Source organism: Bacillus cereus group sp. RP32, from assembly GCF_040459735.1.
Classification (GTDB): Bacteria; Bacillota; Bacilli; order Bacillales; family Bacillaceae_G; genus Bacillus_A; species Bacillus_A wiedmannii.
The window spans coordinates 4,264,551-4,280,999 of the sequence record NZ_JARVHO010000001.1 but is presented as its reverse complement, the minus strand read 5'-3'; the positions used below and the strand labels follow the sequence as shown (position 1 = coordinate 4,280,999).

Sequence of the window (16,449 nt, the reverse complement as noted above, 5' to 3'; positions counted from 1 at the left end):
ATATATTTAAACCGTAATATGACTAATAAGGAGGAGATATACGTGGAGCAAAAGGAATTACGTTTACGGAGAGTTCAATACCTTATTTGTGACATTATGGATGAAATGAACGCAGAAAGTGAAAAGAAAAACTTAGAAATTTTGCAGCAAGTCATTGATCATCTTTCAGGTGCGATAGGTGATTTAGTGGATCCATCAAGCTCGTATTCTATTGATTATTTGGAAAGAAAAGTTCACACGGCGCATTATTTACTTTTTAAAAACGAGCGGAAGGCGTACTTATGTAGGAAATAGTATTATTAATTTTATTTGACATTGATAATCATTATCAATATGATAGTTATGTTGGGTATATTCATATAAAAGGAGATGTCGTATTGATAATGATTAAGAAAAAATATGTTAATGCGTTCGTTATAGCAGCAACTTTAGCAGTTCCATTCAGTGGTATTATGGCACCGATTGCGAAAGCAGAAGCGGCAGTAGAAATGAAAGCAAATAGCAAACTAGCGGAAGGCACGTATGACGTTATTTTAAAGACTTATAAAGATCAAACGAATGATACATCAGTTGCGTCTACATATTTAAAAAATCCAAAAGTAACCATTCAAGGTGATAAGAAAATTGTTACGTTAACAGTTCAAGATAGTAGCTATTTTCAGTACCTTAGAGTAGAAGATCCAAATAAAGCAGGAACATTCCATGATGTAAAAGTAATCTCCGAAGATAAAGCGAATAACGGTACGAAAGTTGTTCAATTTGAAATTGGGGAGTTCTCAAAAAAGTATAATATGCAAATGCATATATTAATTCCAGCAATTAAATACGATCATAAATATCAACTACAGTTTGAAATCGATGCAAGTGCAATTGAACAGAAGCCTAAATTCTCAGATGTACCAGCGTGGGCACAAGAATCAGTTCAATATTTAGTAGATAAAGAAGCAGTGCACGGTAAGCCAAACGGTACATTTGCTCCAGCTGAAAATATCGATCGTAGTTCAGCTGCAAAAATATTAGCAACTGTTTTACGGTTAGAAATTAATAAAGATGCAAAGCCATCATTCCCTGACGCACAAAATCACTGGGCAACTCCATATATCGCTGCTGTTGAAAAAGCAGGTATTGTAAAAGGTGATGAGAAAGGTAACTTTAATCCGAACGGAATTATTAATCGTGCATCAATGGCTTCTATGCTAGTAAATGCATATAAATTAGAAAGAAATGAAAATATGAAACTACCAAAAGAATTTGCTGACTTAAACAATCATTGGGGTGCGAAGTATGCCAATATTTTAATCCAAGAAAACATTTCAGTTGGAACAGATAATGGCTGGGCTCCAGATAAAGCGGTAAGCCGTGCGGAAGCAGCACAATTTATTGCGAAGACAGATAAGTTGAAGAAATAAATTAAAACGTATACTAGATTTTGTATAAATAAAAAGGAAGATTTGAACTTCAAATCTTCCTTTTTGCATTGTTATATATTCCTCTTCATTAACTCCCCAACCTGCATCGCAACATACTCAACATCATTATCAATCTCATCCAACACGTAAGATTCCAAAATACCCATGACAGCTGTTCCTAAAAACTTTAAGACGATGTGTGTATCAATGTTTTTATTTACTGATGTATTTGCATTTAGTTTTTTCTCTAGTTCGCCCATGATGAAAGTTAATAACTTTTTTTGAAATGATAATGTGCTGTTGCTTCTAAATAATGCTGCGAAAAATGGTTTGTTTTCTTTGAAGTATTCAAACCATATGATCGTTCCTTCTATAAACTCTTTTTTTTGCTTCTTGTAGCATATTTCTTTTAATTGGTCTAAATGATCGTCCACAATTTTATCTAATAAATTGTACTTATCTAGATAGTGTAAGTAAAAAGTTTTTCTCCCGATGTTTGCTTTTTCTGTAATGTTTTTTACTGTAATTTCATCAAAGCCATCTTCAATTAACATTTCGATAAATGCGGATTGAATGGCATTTTGTGATTTTATAATTCTTCGATCGACTTTCTCCATATAGTATTCCTCCGTTGTTTATACACATATTTCGTTATGTGTATATTATTACCCAAATGCGTAAATGTGGTCATTGAAACAAGTAGTTGCTCGCTTTATTATAAATATACACGTGAGTATTAAATCTCACAAGTGTAAATTAAAAATAAAGTAAGGGTGGTTTTATATATGGCAGTTACGAAGAGAAATGTTCATTTTTATGCAAGAGGATTAAGAGTTGCAGGCATTTTAAATATTCCTGTAGGTGCTGAGGAAAAGAAACAAAATGCAGCGATTGTTTGTGTGCATCCAGGTAGTAGCTGTAAAGATCAAACAGCAGGATTATATGCGGAGAAGTTAGCAGAACGAGGTTATGTAACGCTTGCGTTTGATGCATCGTATCAAGGTGAAAGTGAAGGGGCACCGAGATATATGGAAGAACCAGCTGCGCGCGTTGAAGATATTCGCTCAGCAGTAGATTATGTAACTACCCTTCCTTATGTAGATGAAGAACGTATCGGTGTGTTAGGCGTTTGTGCAGGAGGAGGTTATGCGGTAAGTGCTGCAATGACAGAGCGCCGTATTAAAGCAGTCGGCACAGTTGTCGGTGCAAATATCGGGCGATTAAACCGTGAAGCTGATCCGATTGGGGTGCTAGAGGCGATTGGTAAACAACGTACTGCTGAAGCACGCGGGGCAGAGGCGATGATTACGAACTGGATTCCTAAAAATCAGGAGGAATTAAAGGCAGCAGGTATGACGGATATAGATATTGTAGAAGCAGTTGAGTATTATACAACACCGCGAGGGCAAAGTGTTAACTCTCCAAATAAGTTAAACTTTACGAGCATGGGATCGGTAATTGGTTTTGATGCGTTCCATTTAACAGATACATTATTAACACAGCCGTTGCAAATTATTGTCGGCAGCAAGCAAGGCACATTCGGTTCTTATAAAGATGGTCATGAGCTGTATGAGAAAGCAGCTTCAGAGAAAAAAGATTTACTTATTGTGGAAGGGGCGAGTCATTACGATTTATATGACCAACCAGAACCAGTAAAAATTGCAGTTGAAAAATTAACAAGTTTCTATAACGAAAATCTGTAAAAGTAATTTTGTTTTGAATGGCACCTCTAATTGTTAGGTTTGCATCTAGCAGTTAGAGGTTTTTATTGTGAAGGTTGCTGTGCTTAATATTTACGTTAAACGTGCATAACAAGATATAATAGAAGAAATCAAGAAGGAGGCTATCAGTGAAAAATTTTCGGTATCTCAATATATTTACTATTTTAATTGTATACACACTACTCATGTTTTACATTGGCTGGAACGGATGGGTTTGGCTTCATGCGGTGTTCGGCTGGGAATCTTGGGGATATTACGCTTTCGTAGTCGGTTTTATTTCATATGCGTACATTCTCGTACAAGTGTTTAAGTTTTTGCCATTTCTACGAACGATAGGTTCAATTTGGTTTGCGGTCATACAATATGCGCTTATGTTATTGCCGTTAGCAAATATTACAGTCTTTCTTTTACAGTTTTCAGTGGAGAAAGAAGCGGCAATTATTTGGACAGGAACGGCTGTGTTAGTTGCATTTATCTTTATCTTTGCGTATGGAGTATTCAACGCATATAGCCCAGTAGTAAGAAAATACGAGGTGCATATACCGAAAAAAGTAGAGGGACGTAAAAGCTTACGCATTGCGATGGCTTCTGATATGCATTTTGGTAAATTATCTGGCGTTTCGCATTTGAAAAGGCTTGTTCGTCATGTAAATGAAATGGAGCCTGATATTATTTTACTGCCTGGTGATATTATCGATGATCATCCAGGTGTGTTCATTCAAAAAAATATGGGGCATATTATGAAACAAATGAAAGCTCCATTAGGCGTATATGGTGTGTTAGGAAACCACGAATATTACGGACGAGCGGTTCCGGAATTTTTGCAAGAGATGGATAAAATCGATATTCGTATTCTGTTAGATGAAGTGATCACAATTGAAGCTCAGTTTTATCTCGTTGGAAGAAGAGATAAAACTGAGCGAGATCGCCAAAGCTTTGAAAAACTTATGAGTACAGTGGATAAATCCATGCCAGTTATCGCAATGGATCACCAACCGTTTGAATTAAAACAAGCAGCGGATGCTGGCGTAGATTTACTATTATCCGGTCACACGCACCGTGGACAAATGGCGCCGAATCATATTGTAACGAGAAGAATGTACGAACTAGACTGGGGATACGCACAAAAAGGTGCATTCCACGCTATTGTTTCTTCTGGTTTCGGATTTTGGGGACCACCGCTTAGACTTGGAAGTAGATCTGAGATTGTACAGGTGGAAGTTACGTTTGAATAGGATTATAAAATAGAGAGCTGATGGCTCTCTATTTTTTTCAATAAAAACAAATAACAATAAATATCTCTGTTGGTGCTAATTTCATAAAAGAGGTACGATTATAAGACATGGCTGAAATAAAGGGGGATTATAAGTGATCATATCAGATGTACTATACGGAGAATTTGAAGTGGATCAAGTGTTAGAAGAATTAATTTTAAGTAAGTCTGTGCAAAGACTGAAAGGAATTCATCAAGCAGGAGCAAGTTACTTAATGAATGAGAAATGGAATGTAACACGTTTTGATCATTCAGTTGGTGTTATGTTGTTAATAAAAAAACTCGGTGGTTCAGTAGAAGAGCAAATGGCAGGTTTACTGCACGACGTATCACATACTGCTTTTTCTCATGTGATTGATTACGTTTTTGATAATAGAAATGAAAGTTATCATGAAGAGATATTTAGTTCTGTCGTGAAAAACTCAGAAATTCCAGCGATCCTTGCGAAGTATGGCTATAACTATGAAGATATTTTGTTAGATGATTCGAAGTGGACGTTACTGGAAAGGTCAGCGCCGGAATTATGCGCAGATCGAGTGGATTATACATTGAGAGATATGTATACATATGGATATATTTCTTTGGAAGAAGCTCAAGATTTTTTAGATGATTTAATCGCAGTTGATGGAAAGATGGTTCTTCAAAATATCGAAATGGCTGAATGGTTTACAGAAACGTATTACAAAGAAGTAATCGATTTCTTTATGAAGCCAATGAATATTTACGGAAATGATATGTTAGCGAAAACGCTAAAGTTAGCTCTACATAAAAAGGTTATTCATGCAGATGACTTTCTTCTTGAAGATGAGGAATTAATTTCGAAATTACAGCTATGTAAAGATCAAGAAGTAGGTGCTTTATTAAGCAAAGTTCATCCGAATGTAAAGGTAAAAGAAGATAGAAACGACTATGATTTGTATCAGAAAAATAAAGTTCGTCTTATTAATCCTCCATTCCTTCGTGAAGGTGAAGTTGTTCAATCGTCTGTCGTATCGGAAAAAATAAGACAGATGAGCGAGATCGCTTATGAAAAAGCGGTGAAAGGGATGTATGTGAAAGTGATTTCGGATTAAAAAAGGAGAGCATCACTTTGCTCTCCTTTTTCTCATTACTGATCAAACCAATTCCAAACCTCAATATCCCCAAGAGTCGCATAACGAACGTGAGGCGAGTTTTGTAATTTTAATAACTCTTTCGACGGGCCAGTAATGACCATGCCGTATACTTTAACGCCGTTATCTTTTACATACTGATAGCGCTTATCTAAGTTTAGATCTTTTTCACGAGTCCAAGTCGTTTTACTTACAGTTTCTTTATTTATAGAAAGAATGCGCATCATTTCAATTACTTTATCTTCTTTTGTGTGTAGTTTTTTTGTTTCATCTTCAGGAAGATCTATATGTTCTCGAAATCCGATAACCTCTCCGCTATGCAAGATGAAATCGTCTTCATTTATTCTTTCTTGTCCTGTGTCTAAAGCGTACCATAAAGGAGTTGGCGGCATTTCTTGTGCTTCAAATGCGCTATATAGAATGGATTCGACTTCTTGTAAAGTGTAAGCTTTATCGAAAGATATCGCTACTTCTGCAACGGTCCCCTCATGTATCTTTCCAAGTGTATCCCACACTTTTTTAGATGATTCTTTCAAAGAAGCTTCTTCCTTGATTTTTGGATGAACAAAGGAAAGTTTTTTTGAATAGGGTTTATTTTCCCAAGATGGATTTTTGGCAGTTACAGATGATAAGAAACTACGCGTTGTTACTGTCCCGATTAGAAATTCTTTTTTGCCGACCGTTTTATATAAATTCAGTTCATTTTCTGTACGGAAAAAGGGTTTAACCTTCGTACTTCCTCCAGCGGAACGACTATTTGGCATTGTTGCTTCTAGTGCGAGTGCTGGAATCTCATCTAATTCAGTTAATTTTTTCATATTATAGAAGTAAAAAGAAGATGAAAAATGACCAACAAAATAGATTGCTATACAAACGGCAAGGACAAAACTAACGGTTTGCCAACGCTGTTTCCATTTTATTTTCCAAAACGGGACTTTCAGATTTTGTGGTGGTAGTCTTTTCTTTATCGGTTCACTCTTCGAAAGCAGCGCATCTAAGTAAACTTCACACTCTTCACATGTCTCAATATGACTTTCTAACTGCTCTTGTTCATCATGCGTGAGCGTTCCGTTTTCGTATTTCTCCCACAGTTTTTTAAACTCTGTACAACCCATTATTATCACTCCTTTATGCTTTTCGTTTCTTTTCGTCCTCGGTGTAATTCAATTTTCACTTTCGCTAGTGAGAGACCAGTCATTTCGGCTATTTCCTTATACGAGAATCCGTAGTAATCTCGTAGTAACAGGACATTTCGTCTTTCAAGAGGAAGAGAAGATAAACTGTCTAACCAACTAGCAATCTCGTGTTTTACGAAATAAGAGTGCTCTGTACTTGGTACGTTCGGTAAATGGAATTCTTCAACTGTCGTTGTTTTATATCTTTTTTCTTTTCGATACCAATCGATAAAGGCGTTGTAGGCAATCGTAAATAACCACGGCCTAATTTCTTCTCCTTTATAATAGTCAATATGGACGAGCATTCGATAAAATGTTTCTTGCATGAGATCTTCCGCGTAGTGGGAATCTCCGGTTAGGGAGAGAAGATAGCGAAATAAAGTGAAACTTTAATCAGTGGGGGTTTTCTTCATCCCCACTGATTATTAGTTGAACCAATCGGACTTTTATGGGCAGTTGATCCCCCACCTAAATTCTTTGCTTTCGCTGCATTTTGAGGTGGGGGTCTTACTGCCCATTAAAGTGGGATAAATCTTGCATATGTTCGGAGTAAATTTCTTCTAATGATTGTTTGCGTTTCACTACATTTCCCTCCCTTCATACATAACAACGAAATACATATAAAAAAGTTACATTTGTTTTTAAAATTATAGTAAAAAACGTCAAGAATTGGATAGGATTCTCTTTTATCATAATACATATAAGGCGGGTGAACAGAGATGGAAAGCTATGAAACACAAATTCAAAGGTCAATTGATTATATTGAAGAAGATGTCATGGAAAAACAGACGCTGCGTAATTTAGCACGTATTGCAGGTTTTTCGGAGTCGCATTTTCATCGTGTATTTCAGGCGTTAGTAGGTGATACAGTAATGGAGTATGTTCGAAAGAGGAGGTTAGCCCGGGCAGCTTATCAACTTTCTCATACGGATGAAAAAGTTATTGATATCGCATTTGAGCATGGCTTTCAATCTCACGAAACGTTCACGAGAGCCTTTAAAAAAATATTTCAAATGACACCGAGTGAATATCGAAAACAAGAAATTGAAACGCCGATGTATTACAGCGTAAATGTAAAGCAAAGAAAATTAAATCCGTATTTAGGAGGCATACAAATGGAATATCGTATTGTAAATAAACCAGAATTTTTAATGGCAGGTTATGAACTGAAGACGACAAGTAAAGAAGGGAAAAACCATCAAGACATCCCAGCATTTTGGCAAGAATATTTACAAAAAGATCTTGGAACAACGATTCCGAATCGTAAAGATACGAGCCAATGGGTAGAGCTTGGATTATGTACTGATTTTAATTTAGAAACAGGGGACTTCACTTATATTATCGGAATGGAAGTTACAGGTTTTGAAAATGTACCAAATGAAGTTGCGAAGCGTACTTTCCCAGCAGCGACGTATGCTGTATTTACAACGCCGAAAGTTCCTCATGAAGAAATGGTAGCGTCTATTCACCAAACGTGGAATGCAGTATTCTCAGAATGGTTCCCGCATTCAGGATACGAACATTGCGGCGTTAATGAATTTGAACTATACGATGAGCGTTCCCATGCAGATAAAAGCGAGTTCGCTCAAATTGAACTTTGGATACCAGTGAAGAAGAAATAATAGAAAGAAAAGCGAGCCACTGAGTGGTTCGCTTTTTTATAAAGGGGAATGGGAAGATGTTCAAAAAATTAGAATGTGTTTGTGTTAGTAGGGAAATAGCTAAAATATGGAGATGACCTTTCAAAGTGAGTTGTGAAAGGTTATTTTTATGAGTGGATTGTTAAATTTGTATTGCCTCATTTGTAATACATTTAAAAATGGTAAAATAAAGTAGCAATTAAATATTGCGGGTGGAAGGTTATACCCTTTCTTCATTTAATGAAGAAAGGAGGTGTAATCATATGGAATTTCTTTTGCAAATTTTGTTGGAAATCACAAAAACTATAGCTAGAGAAGGTATAGTTATGGGATTTAAGAAATTAACGGCAAAAAAGCGCAAAAAGAAGACCACCCGTCTGCCTGCGAAGCGTGGGAAGTCTTCTAAACGCAAATAAGCTTTAGTTGCAACCTTCCACCTGGCGGTAATTAGTTGCAGTGACGGGGTGTTGGAAGCACCTCGTCTACTTCATTTTATGCAAAACTTAGTTAGTTTATACTTCTATTTATAGTATAACAGTTTAGAAATGTATTTGTTAATAGTTTTATTTTTATTTTGTATAGTAGGAGAAGTAGATTAGTATTGTTGGTTTTGTCGACAAATCGATATATCTAGAAAATCGCCGGTATAATTTCATTTACCGACGTCCCCCAGAAATGAAAAAAGAAAAGACGCCACATAGCGCCTTTCCTACGAACGAAACGGAAACACAAGTATAATTGTCGTTCCTTTTCCGAGTTCGCTGTCAATAGAAATTGTTCCGTTATGAGCATGAACGAGCTGTTTCGTAATAGCGAGGCCAAGTCCAGTTCCGATGTTGCTTTCTTCTGTATTTGTTCCTCTGTAATATCGCTCAAATAGAAGCTCTTTCGTTTTATCATCCATTCCTTTTCCATTATCTGAAATAGATAGTGTAAATGAAGTAGCGTTTTGTGAAAGTTTTACGATGACGTTTGTCGTTTCATTATTATGTTTTACAGCGTTTACGAGTAAGTTTTCGATAATACGCTGGAACCATTTTTCTTCAATGAAATATTGAATTTTGTTTGAGCTTGGTACGAATTCAATATTTTGATTTTGAAGTGTCGGGTTATTAATAAATTGTAATAATACTTTTTGAACGAATTGATTCATTTCAATGTTTACGTGCTGCGCAGGAAGACTGTTATTTTTTAATTGATACGTTAAGCTTAAGTCATCAATTAATGTCGTCATATATTGCGATTTCTCTTTCATAACGCTGCCGAATTGTTGAATGTCACGATCAGTCCAGTTGTACTGCTTTGATTCTAGTAATAATGCGTAGCCATAAATAGAGCTAAGTGGCGTTTTTAAATCGTGCGTTAGACCGGTAATCCATTCTTCACGTGTTTGCTGCAGTACTTGCCTCATTGCATCATTTTTTTTGAGTGTAATAGAAAGGTGCTCTAGTGAATTTGTCACATCACTAAATAAGCGGAATGACCATTTTTCTTTACCAGATCGCCGGAACCTGACAGGTTTCCCTTTTTTATTAACGGGCTCTTCGTACTTTCCGCCAGCTATGTTTTTAAGCCAGCGCATCGCATGTAATAACGGTTTTCCAAATTTATTACCGTACCAAATAGAAAGAATGACTAAATAAACAAATACGATAAGAAGGATTAATCCGCATCCGATTAGAAACTTTTTAGCAAATACATCGTCTATTTCATCATCTGGGTAGTAGTGCTCATTTTTGGCAGTTACAACGAGAAGATGATTGCTATTTGTGTCGTAAAAGCTAGACGTGTTTTCTTTATGATTCCACGGTTCTTTTTCACTAAGAGCGGCTTGTATAACAGAAAATGTTTTTTTCTTTCCGTTTGGATAGGAGAATACTTCTTCGCCAACGCTATTAAAGATTTGAAGTGTTGCTTTTTCTTTAGAAAGTAGCTGCTGTTCTTCTTCTGTTAATGTGAACGAATCCGTAGATACAGAAGGGTGCGTTTTCTGGATTGTTTTTAGTACTGCATTGCTTTTTAACATACCGCCGTAAATAACAAGTACGTTCTTTTCTTCTAATTCAATTTCCCAATATGTAAATGTATAAGGGCTTTCTATATGATTCTGTATATACGAGAATAATGATGATTTCGTATAAGATGTTGGCACGTCACTAGGCGTATTAAAGTGATAGAGAACTTTGCCGTTTTCCTCCACAACTTGAATCCAATCATTTTTCTCTTTAATTAAGTCTTTTACTTCAGCCTTTAACGAAATTTCGCCATCTTCTGAAGAGATATATCTTGCAATCATAAAATTGTCAGAATCTGGAATGTTCGGTTCGTATGAAGTACTCGTAACAAGAGAAATTAAATACGTGAAAGCCGCTACTACAGCAATCAGTAATGTAACTAAAACGAATACGTGTTGCATGATAAACTGAATAATAAGTCGTTTATTAAAGTTCATATCGTCACCCTACTTTGTAAGGAACTTATAGCCAAGTCCGCGAACGGTTTTTATATATTCTGGTTTACTTGGGTCTTGTTCAATTTTTTCACGTAGTTTTCGAATGTGGACCATGACGGTATTATCATCGCCATTATAGGCAGGTGCTCCCCAAACTTTCTCGTATATTTCTTCTTTCGAAAATACGTAATTCGGATTCTCGCAAAAGAAGAGTAATAGCTGAAATAGCTGGGCGGAACATTCGACAACATGTCCATTTACTGTAAGCTCTGCGGAATATCGATCAATTTCAAATCTACCAAAGGAACTGGATTGTGCTTTTTGTTCGTGTGGTACTGCTTGTTTCATATGTCTTCGGAGTTGTGCTTTCATACGAGCTACTACTTCAAGTGGATTAAATGGCTTCGTAATATAATCATCTGCACCGTGTGAAAATCCAGATATTTTATCTAAATCAGATGTTTTAGCTGTGAGGAAGAAGATCGGGCAATCTGTTTTCTGGCGAATGATTGGACAAATATCAAAACCAGATTGTCCAGGAAGCATGACATCTAAAATAATTAAATCGTATTCATTTTGCTGCGTGAGAGATAAAGCTATTTCAGCCGATGTTGCAGTTGTAATATGAGAAAAACCTTCTTTTTTAAGAATGGTAGTTAGTAATTGTAAAATTGCTGTTTCATCATCAACGAGCAAAATATTTGCTTCATACATAAAAATCCCTCCTAATTTCCTCGAATATCATATCATCTTTCGGTAACTTATGGAATTTTTAAGGAAATTTTAAGGTTTTCTTTCTCAAAAAATTAAGAATCAAATGATATGATAAAAGTAACATAGGGGAGGAGATGAGTGTGAATCCGTTTCAAACGATGCGAGTTAGGTATTTTTTAATTGTATTTGCACTATTAACTTTAGTTGCAAGAGTCAGTAATGAATTGATAGAAAATACATTTCATATGCAAAATTCTACTTTTATAAATATTCTTATATTCTATATCCTTCCGATTACATGGATTTTTTTTGAGTATAGAAAACACCGTGTTTCATTTTCATTATTTATTAATAAAAATGAAACATTTAACCTGGTGCAAGTTTTATACATTGCACTTATGTTAGCCGTGTTTAGTTATGGATATCTTATTTTGTACATGTATAGTTTTGCATGGATTACACCCGAATTTATTATGAACGCGTTACGTGAACCGGTTATTGATAGCACAGGGGGATATGTATATCAAATTATTATGGTCGTGTTCATCGCACCAATTATTGGTGAATTTGTTTTTCGCGGATTTTTACTGCAACGTTTCGCCGCAAAATGGGGAACGAGTATAGCGATCATTGTAGTAGCGATGTTGTTTGCGTTGTTACACGTTGATTTCCTAGGCGCAGTTGTATTTAGTGTTGTACTATCAATCGTATATATTCGTACGAATAGTTTACTTATGCCAATTGCTATTCACATGTTAAACAATGCATTTGTAATCGGCGTTTCTTTTCTAGTAAATAAAGAAGAGATAATAAGTCTTGCAGATTTCTCAAATTATACGACGTTCTTTCCAGGACTTATTATTTTTATGACAGGATTAAACTTAGTACTCATCTTTTTATTTGTTAACCGCAAATATTGGAGTAAAGAAATGCCAGCTATATATGTAGAGCAAGAAAAGAGTTTTTCAGATGTAGTGGGGGATAAAGTGAAACTATAATTAGCCATCATCAATCTGGCGTTTACGGACAGCTCGACTCTGACCTAACTTCTTTGCTCCAACTGAATTTTGATGTGGGAGTTTTACTGCCCGCAAATAGCGGGATAAATGAGATGAATAAGGCAATTGAAAGGGATGTATAAAATTATATGAATGAAACAATATCATCAAATAAGTTTTTTTATTTGATTTTGCTTAGTATTGTGCTGATAACGACAGTCAATGTTATTCTTCGCTGGGAGGAAGCTTATTTCTTTATGTATTTAGCGCTCCATTTGTTAGGGATATTATGTATAAGTGGCGGAGTAGTTGCTGAAAAAAAGAGTGAAGAAAGCATTAATTATATGTGTGTGACCGGTCTTATTTTACTTTTAGCTGTACAAGGTATTATGAAATATAGTTCTTTTTCTTTACAAGATTTTAGTTTATTAATGGATGTACTTCCTTAAGGGGGCACGTTATGTAAGAAGCAAATAGGATACGTACTAGTTTTAGTTGGATTTTTTACGCTTATTGTAACGACGTTATTTTTTCAAGACTATGAATATATACGCTATATAAAAGGGGCTGGTTTCATATGTTGGGTTGTAAGTATATTTCTTATCCCAGAGTATGAACCGAAGAAAGTGTCTAAAGGTAGGTAAAACTCTTCTATTTGTAGAAGAGTTTTTTTATGTAAATAAAAGGCTCGCGAGCAATTCGCATAATAAGCTTGTTCTAATTTAGCATGTACGAACTTACAATAATAATAGACAGGCAGCATAGAGGAGGGAATAGCGTGAGGAAGGTTATTGGGTGGTCGCTTTTTTTGTACGTTGGGTTTGCGTTGCTTATATATTGGTATTTATTTGGATGGAATCATGAACTGATTCCGGACATGTATAAAGGAACGAGTGCAGATCCAGAAACGTTTATGAATGCGAGAGAGCTTACGCTAAGCCAAGATTATTCGCGCGTGAAAAATTTACTGTATTTTTTAGCGACGCCTCTTGAATGGATTATTTTATTATTTGTACTTGTGCTCGGTGTTTCAAGAAAGTTTGAGAAATGGTCGAAGGAAACGACGAAAATAAGTGTCCTGCAAGTTGCGATTTATTTCTTTTATTTATCACTACTCACAACAGTTCTTGCCCTGCCGATGCAATGGATTAGCCGAAAAGTGTCCGTTGATTACGGCATTTCAACGCAAAGTACACAAAGCTGGATAAAAGATCATGTTATCGGTTTTTGGGAAAGTTATGCGACTATGTTAATCGTAGTTACTGTTCTGTTATGGCTTATCCGTAAATTCCCGAAGAGATGGTGGCTAGCGGGATGGGCACTCTCTGTTCCATTTACAATCTTTTTAACATTTATACAGCCGGTCGTTATTGATCCGCTTTATAATGACTTCTCGACGCTGAAAAATAAAGAATTAGAAACGAAAATTTTAGCGATAGCAGAAAAAGCTGATATTCCAGCTAAACATGTATATGAAGTAAATATGTCGGAAAAAACGAATGCATTAAATGCATATGTAACAGGAATTGGCCCTAACGCTCGTATTGTAATGTGGGATACAACACTTAAGCAATTAAAAGATAAAGAGATTTTATTTATAATGGCCCATGAAATAGGGCATTATGTTATGAAACATATATATTGGGGCGTTGCGAGTTATGTGTTGCTATCGTTTATAGGGATGTATCTCATTAGTCGTATTATCAATATGTGTATTCGAAAATGGGGAGATACGCTGCAAATTTCAAAAGTAGCATGTTTTTCAATTTTACCTTTATTTTTCTTAATTTCTTCTGTACTCTCTTTTGCATCACAGCCAGCAACAAACTACGTTTCTCGTATAGAAGAACGAGCAGCAGATCAATACGCTTTACATATGACGAAAGACGGGAAATCTGGTGTAAAAACGTTTCAATATTTATCAAAGACGAGTTTAAGCCAAGTGAATCCGCCTGCGTTAGTGAAGTTTTTCTTATACACACACCCACCAATTTTCGAAAGAATTCATACGTTTGAACAATATGAGAAACAAAAAAACAAGAAGTAGCGATTATGCTACTTCTTTTTTATAGAAATATAAGTTTGGTATTGGAAATATTTATCATTGCTTTTTATTGTGATTTTATAAATAATAAGCTATAAAATTCTAAAAATCTATATATAAAGGAATAAAGGTGAAAAAATGTATTTTTTAAAAAATTTAAAAGTGAAATATAAATTATTATCGCTTATTTCATTAGCAGTATTGAGCATGGTAATTATGAGCTGCGTAGCAATTAATTCTATTAACAAGATTAAGCATGATACAGAGGTTGTAGTAGATGATTATCAACATTCTGTAGTTTTATTAGAAGGAATGCTTCGTACACAAAATTCACTAGAGTATAACTTACTAGAATTAATTACAGCGTCACCAAATGAGGGGACAAATAAAGAGGGGATTATTGGTAATATTGAAAAGGATCTTGAAAAATATGATTCTTTATTAAAAGAATATGATGATGGCTTCAATTTAAGTAAGCAAGAGGATGAACTGTTTCAGAAGATGAAGAAATCTTTGCCAAGTTATATGGAGACATATAAGAAGTTGTTTGATAAAGCGAAGGGAACAAATGAATCTCAAATGGTAAACGAATTTCATAAGGAATTAAAACCGAAGGGAGTAGAGTTAGCTAGTTATGCTGTAGATCTAGAAGCGTATGTTTCAAATTTAGCTGACCAAGTATTTAAAGATTCTCAAAAAATGATAGATCGGTCCGTTATTACTTTTATCATTCTTGTAGTAGTTACTACAATCATTATATGTATAGTAAGCTATATTATTAGCAAGCTTATAGTTGCTCCTTTACAAACGGTTAGTCGTATGATGGAAAGAGCAAAAGAAGGAGATTTAACTGTACATGGTGAGTATAATGCTAAGGATGAATTAGGTGTATTAGTAAGTGATTTTAACGAAATGATTGCAGGGCTAAGAACAAATATGCAAGAAGTAGAGAATAATATTCAGCTTTTATTCCAACATGCAGACGGAGTAGTATCTGCATCGGAAGTATCTAGTGGTGCAGCGAAGAAAATCACTATAGATATTGAAGAAGTTGCAAATGGCGCAGAGAGTCAAATGCAAGCAATGGAGCAAACTGCGGGTGCGATGGAAGAGTTGACACAAGGAATGCAGAGTATAGTGAATACATCATCCTCTGTAAATGAATTGTCTGCTCAATCAGCATTAGATGCAGAGAGTGGTAACAAATTAATGAAACAAATGATTCAACAGATGGATACAATCCAAAATTCAGTACATAACGGTGTGAAACAAGTAGAGACTATGAAAGAACAATCAGAAGAAATTGTTAAAATCATTGATGTTATGCAAGGTATTACCTCTCAAATTAACTTATTAGCATTAAACGCCGCAATTGAGGCTGCCCGTGCTGGGGAAAGTGGTAGAGGATTTGCAATTGTGGCAGATGAAGTAAGAAAATTAGCAGAACAATCTAGTGATTCTGCAAAACAAATTGAGAAGCTTATTACTCAAGTTATGGGAACAACGAACCATACGGTACATATGATGGGGAAAGTAGATAATGAGGTACAGGCAGGTACACAAGTAGTAATGCATACAGAAAAAGTATTTGGAAAAATTACAGAAAAAGTACAGCAAGTATCTGAGCAAATTCAAACGGTATCTATGTCTACAGATGAAATTGCAGCGAGTAGTGAAGAGATTTCGGCTTCTGCAGAAGACATGGCTCAAATATCCCAAAGATCATCTGACCGCACTGATAGGGTAAAAGAGTCTATTCAACAGCAAGAAAAATCTGTTCAAGAGATTTCGGTTTCAATTGAACATATGCATAATGCAGCAGGAGGATTAAAACAAATAGTTGCCCAATTTACTCTTCAAAAGTAGTAGTATATTTAAGTTTTAATATAGAAAAATCCCATTCAATAAATA

General features: G+C 35.4%; 15 protein-coding genes and 2 pseudogenes. 12 read left to right on the top strand and 5 right to left on the bottom strand.

Annotation, left to right across the window (positions count from 1 at the left end; genetic code table 11):
- The first annotated feature begins 42 nt into the window (after window positions 1-42).
- Window positions 43-294, top strand: coding sequence for a hypothetical protein (locus QCI46_RS22070; RefSeq protein WP_000435468.1), 252 nt, complete (start codon window positions 43-45; stop codon window positions 292-294).
- Window positions 295-383: 89 nt separating this feature from the next.
- A complete protein-coding gene (locus QCI46_RS22065; RefSeq protein ID WP_353841389.1) occupies window positions 384-1,409 on the top strand; it encodes an S-layer homology domain-containing protein in 1,026 nt (341 codons plus the stop codon).
- Between the two features lie 71 nt (window positions 1,410-1,480).
- Here QCI46_RS22065 and QCI46_RS22060 read toward each other — a convergent pair whose 3' ends face one another.
- Window positions 1,481-2,026, bottom strand: coding sequence for a TetR/AcrR family transcriptional regulator (locus QCI46_RS22060; protein WP_353841388.1), 546 nt, complete (start codon window positions 2,024-2,026; stop codon window positions 1,481-1,483).
- A 168-nt stretch (window positions 2,027-2,194) separates the two neighbouring features.
- Here QCI46_RS22060 and QCI46_RS22055 point away from each other — a divergent pair, with 168 nt between their 5' ends.
- The 3 genes from QCI46_RS22055 (at window position 2,195) to QCI46_RS22045 (ending at window position 5,476) form a co-directional block, all read left to right on the top strand.
- Window positions 2,195-3,112 (top strand): alpha/beta hydrolase, encoded by a 918-nt coding sequence (locus QCI46_RS22055; protein ID WP_353841387.1) that lies wholly within the window; start codon window positions 2,195-2,197, stop codon window positions 3,110-3,112.
- A 146-nt stretch (window positions 3,113-3,258) separates the two neighbouring features.
- A complete protein-coding gene (locus QCI46_RS22050; protein ID WP_353841386.1) occupies window positions 3,259-4,365 on the top strand; it encodes a metallophosphoesterase in 1,107 nt (368 codons plus the stop codon).
- Window positions 4,366-4,498: 133 nt separating this feature from the next.
- Window positions 4,499-5,476, top strand: coding sequence for an HD domain-containing protein (locus QCI46_RS22045; RefSeq protein ID WP_353841385.1), 978 nt, complete (start codon window positions 4,499-4,501; stop codon window positions 5,474-5,476).
- Between the two features lie 35 nt (window positions 5,477-5,511).
- Here the strand turns inward: QCI46_RS22045 and QCI46_RS22040 are convergent, their stop codons facing one another.
- Both QCI46_RS22040 and QCI46_RS22035 read right to left on the bottom strand, forming a co-directional pair.
- The gene (locus QCI46_RS22040; protein ID WP_353841384.1) at window positions 5,512-6,630 is read right to left on the bottom strand and encodes an anti-sigma factor; all 1,119 of its coding nucleotides are present in this window, start codon (window positions 6,628-6,630) and stop codon (window positions 5,512-5,514) included.
- A gap of 5 nt (window positions 6,631-6,635) precedes the next feature.
- A pseudogene (locus QCI46_RS22035) lies at window positions 6,636-7,070 on the bottom strand (RNA polymerase sigma factor); the annotation flags it as partial.
- A gap of 339 nt (window positions 7,071-7,409) precedes the next feature.
- Here QCI46_RS22035 and QCI46_RS22030 point away from each other — a divergent pair.
- On the top strand, window positions 7,410-8,312 hold the full coding sequence (locus QCI46_RS22030; RefSeq protein ID WP_144613426.1) for an AraC family transcriptional regulator: 903 nt from the start codon (window positions 7,410-7,412) through the stop codon (window positions 8,310-8,312).
- A gap of 281 nt (window positions 8,313-8,593) precedes the next feature.
- Window positions 8,594-8,746: a hypothetical protein gene (locus QCI46_RS22025; protein ID WP_000394950.1), complete on the top strand. Its 153-nt coding sequence runs from the start codon at window positions 8,594-8,596 to the stop codon at window positions 8,744-8,746.
- Window positions 8,747-9,039: 293 nt separating this feature from the next.
- Here the strand turns inward: QCI46_RS22025 and QCI46_RS22020 are convergent, their stop codons facing one another.
- Both QCI46_RS22020 and QCI46_RS22015 read right to left on the bottom strand, forming a co-directional pair.
- Window positions 9,040-10,782: a sensor histidine kinase gene (locus tag QCI46_RS22020; protein ID WP_353841383.1), complete on the bottom strand. Its 1,743-nt coding sequence runs from the start codon at window positions 10,780-10,782 to the stop codon at window positions 9,040-9,042.
- Between the two features lie 9 nt (window positions 10,783-10,791).
- Window positions 10,792-11,496 carry a response regulator transcription factor gene (locus QCI46_RS22015; protein ID WP_353841382.1) on the bottom strand — a complete coding sequence of 235 codons (705 nt, stop codon included), beginning with the start codon at window positions 11,494-11,496 and terminating at the stop codon, window positions 10,792-10,794.
- Between the two features lie 134 nt (window positions 11,497-11,630).
- Between QCI46_RS22015 and QCI46_RS22010 the strand changes: the two genes are divergently transcribed.
- The 5 genes and pseudogenes from QCI46_RS22010 to QCI46_RS29915 all read left to right on the top strand — a co-directional run bounded on the left by QCI46_RS22010 (window position 11,631) and on the right by QCI46_RS29915 (window position 16,404).
- Window positions 11,631-12,494, top strand: a complete 864-nt coding sequence (locus QCI46_RS22010; protein WP_353841381.1) for a CPBP family intramembrane glutamic endopeptidase — start codon at window positions 11,631-11,633, stop codon at window positions 12,492-12,494.
- Window positions 12,495-12,643: 149 nt separating this feature from the next.
- Window positions 12,644-12,943 (top strand): hypothetical protein, encoded by a 300-nt coding sequence (locus QCI46_RS22005; RefSeq protein ID WP_060489277.1) that lies wholly within the window; start codon window positions 12,644-12,646, stop codon window positions 12,941-12,943.
- Window positions 12,944-13,272: 329 nt separating this feature from the next.
- The gene (locus tag QCI46_RS22000) at window positions 13,273-14,541 is read left to right on the top strand and encodes a M48 family metallopeptidase (protein ID WP_353841380.1); all 1,269 of its coding nucleotides are present in this window, start codon (window positions 13,273-13,275) and stop codon (window positions 14,539-14,541) included.
- 135 nt (window positions 14,542-14,676) lie between these two features.
- Window positions 14,677-15,456: pseudogene (locus tag QCI46_RS29920) on the top strand (MCP four helix bundle domain-containing protein); the annotation flags it as partial.
- On the top strand, window positions 15,451-16,404 hold the full coding sequence (locus tag QCI46_RS29915; RefSeq protein WP_442752377.1) for a methyl-accepting chemotaxis protein: 954 nt from the start codon (window positions 15,451-15,453) through the stop codon (window positions 16,402-16,404). The pseudogene QCI46_RS29920 and the gene QCI46_RS29915, both read left to right, overlap by 6 nt.
- The last annotated feature ends 45 nt before the right edge of the window (window positions 16,405-16,449 follow it).

Bases quoted from the DNA above. Each gene is read 5' to 3' on its own strand.
- QCI46_RS22065 (WP_353841389.1), top strand. From the start codon at position 384: ATGATTAAGAAAAAATATGTTAATGCGTTCGTTATAGCAGCAACTTTA.
- QCI46_RS22060 (WP_353841388.1), bottom strand. From the start codon at position 2,026: ATGGAGAAAGTCGATCGAAGAATTATAAAATCACAAAATGCCATTCAA.
- QCI46_RS22055 (WP_353841387.1), top strand. From the start codon at position 2,195: ATGGCAGTTACGAAGAGAAATGTTCATTTTTATGCAAGAGGATTAAGA.
- QCI46_RS22040 (WP_353841384.1), bottom strand. From the start codon at position 6,630: ATGGGTTGTACAGAGTTTAAAAAACTGTGGGAGAAATACGAAAACGGA.
- QCI46_RS22030 (WP_144613426.1), top strand. From the start codon at position 7,410: ATGGAAAGCTATGAAACACAAATTCAAAGGTCAATTGATTATATTGAA.
- QCI46_RS22025 (WP_000394950.1), top strand. From the start codon at position 8,594: ATGGAATTTCTTTTGCAAATTTTGTTGGAAATCACAAAAACTATAGCT.
- QCI46_RS22020 (WP_353841383.1), bottom strand. From the start codon at position 10,782: ATGAACTTTAATAAACGACTTATTATTCAGTTTATCATGCAACACGTA.
- QCI46_RS22015 (WP_353841382.1), bottom strand. From the start codon at position 11,496: ATGTATGAAGCAAATATTTTGCTCGTTGATGATGAAACAGCAATTTTA.
- QCI46_RS22010 (WP_353841381.1), top strand. From the start codon at position 11,631: ATGAGTGTGAATCCGTTTCAAACGATGCGAGTTAGGTATTTTTTAATT.
- QCI46_RS22005 (WP_060489277.1), top strand. From the start codon at position 12,644: ATGAATGAAACAATATCATCAAATAAGTTTTTTTATTTGATTTTGCTT.
- QCI46_RS29915 (WP_442752377.1), top strand. From the start codon at position 15,451: ATGATTGCAGGGCTAAGAACAAATATGCAAGAAGTAGAGAATAATATT.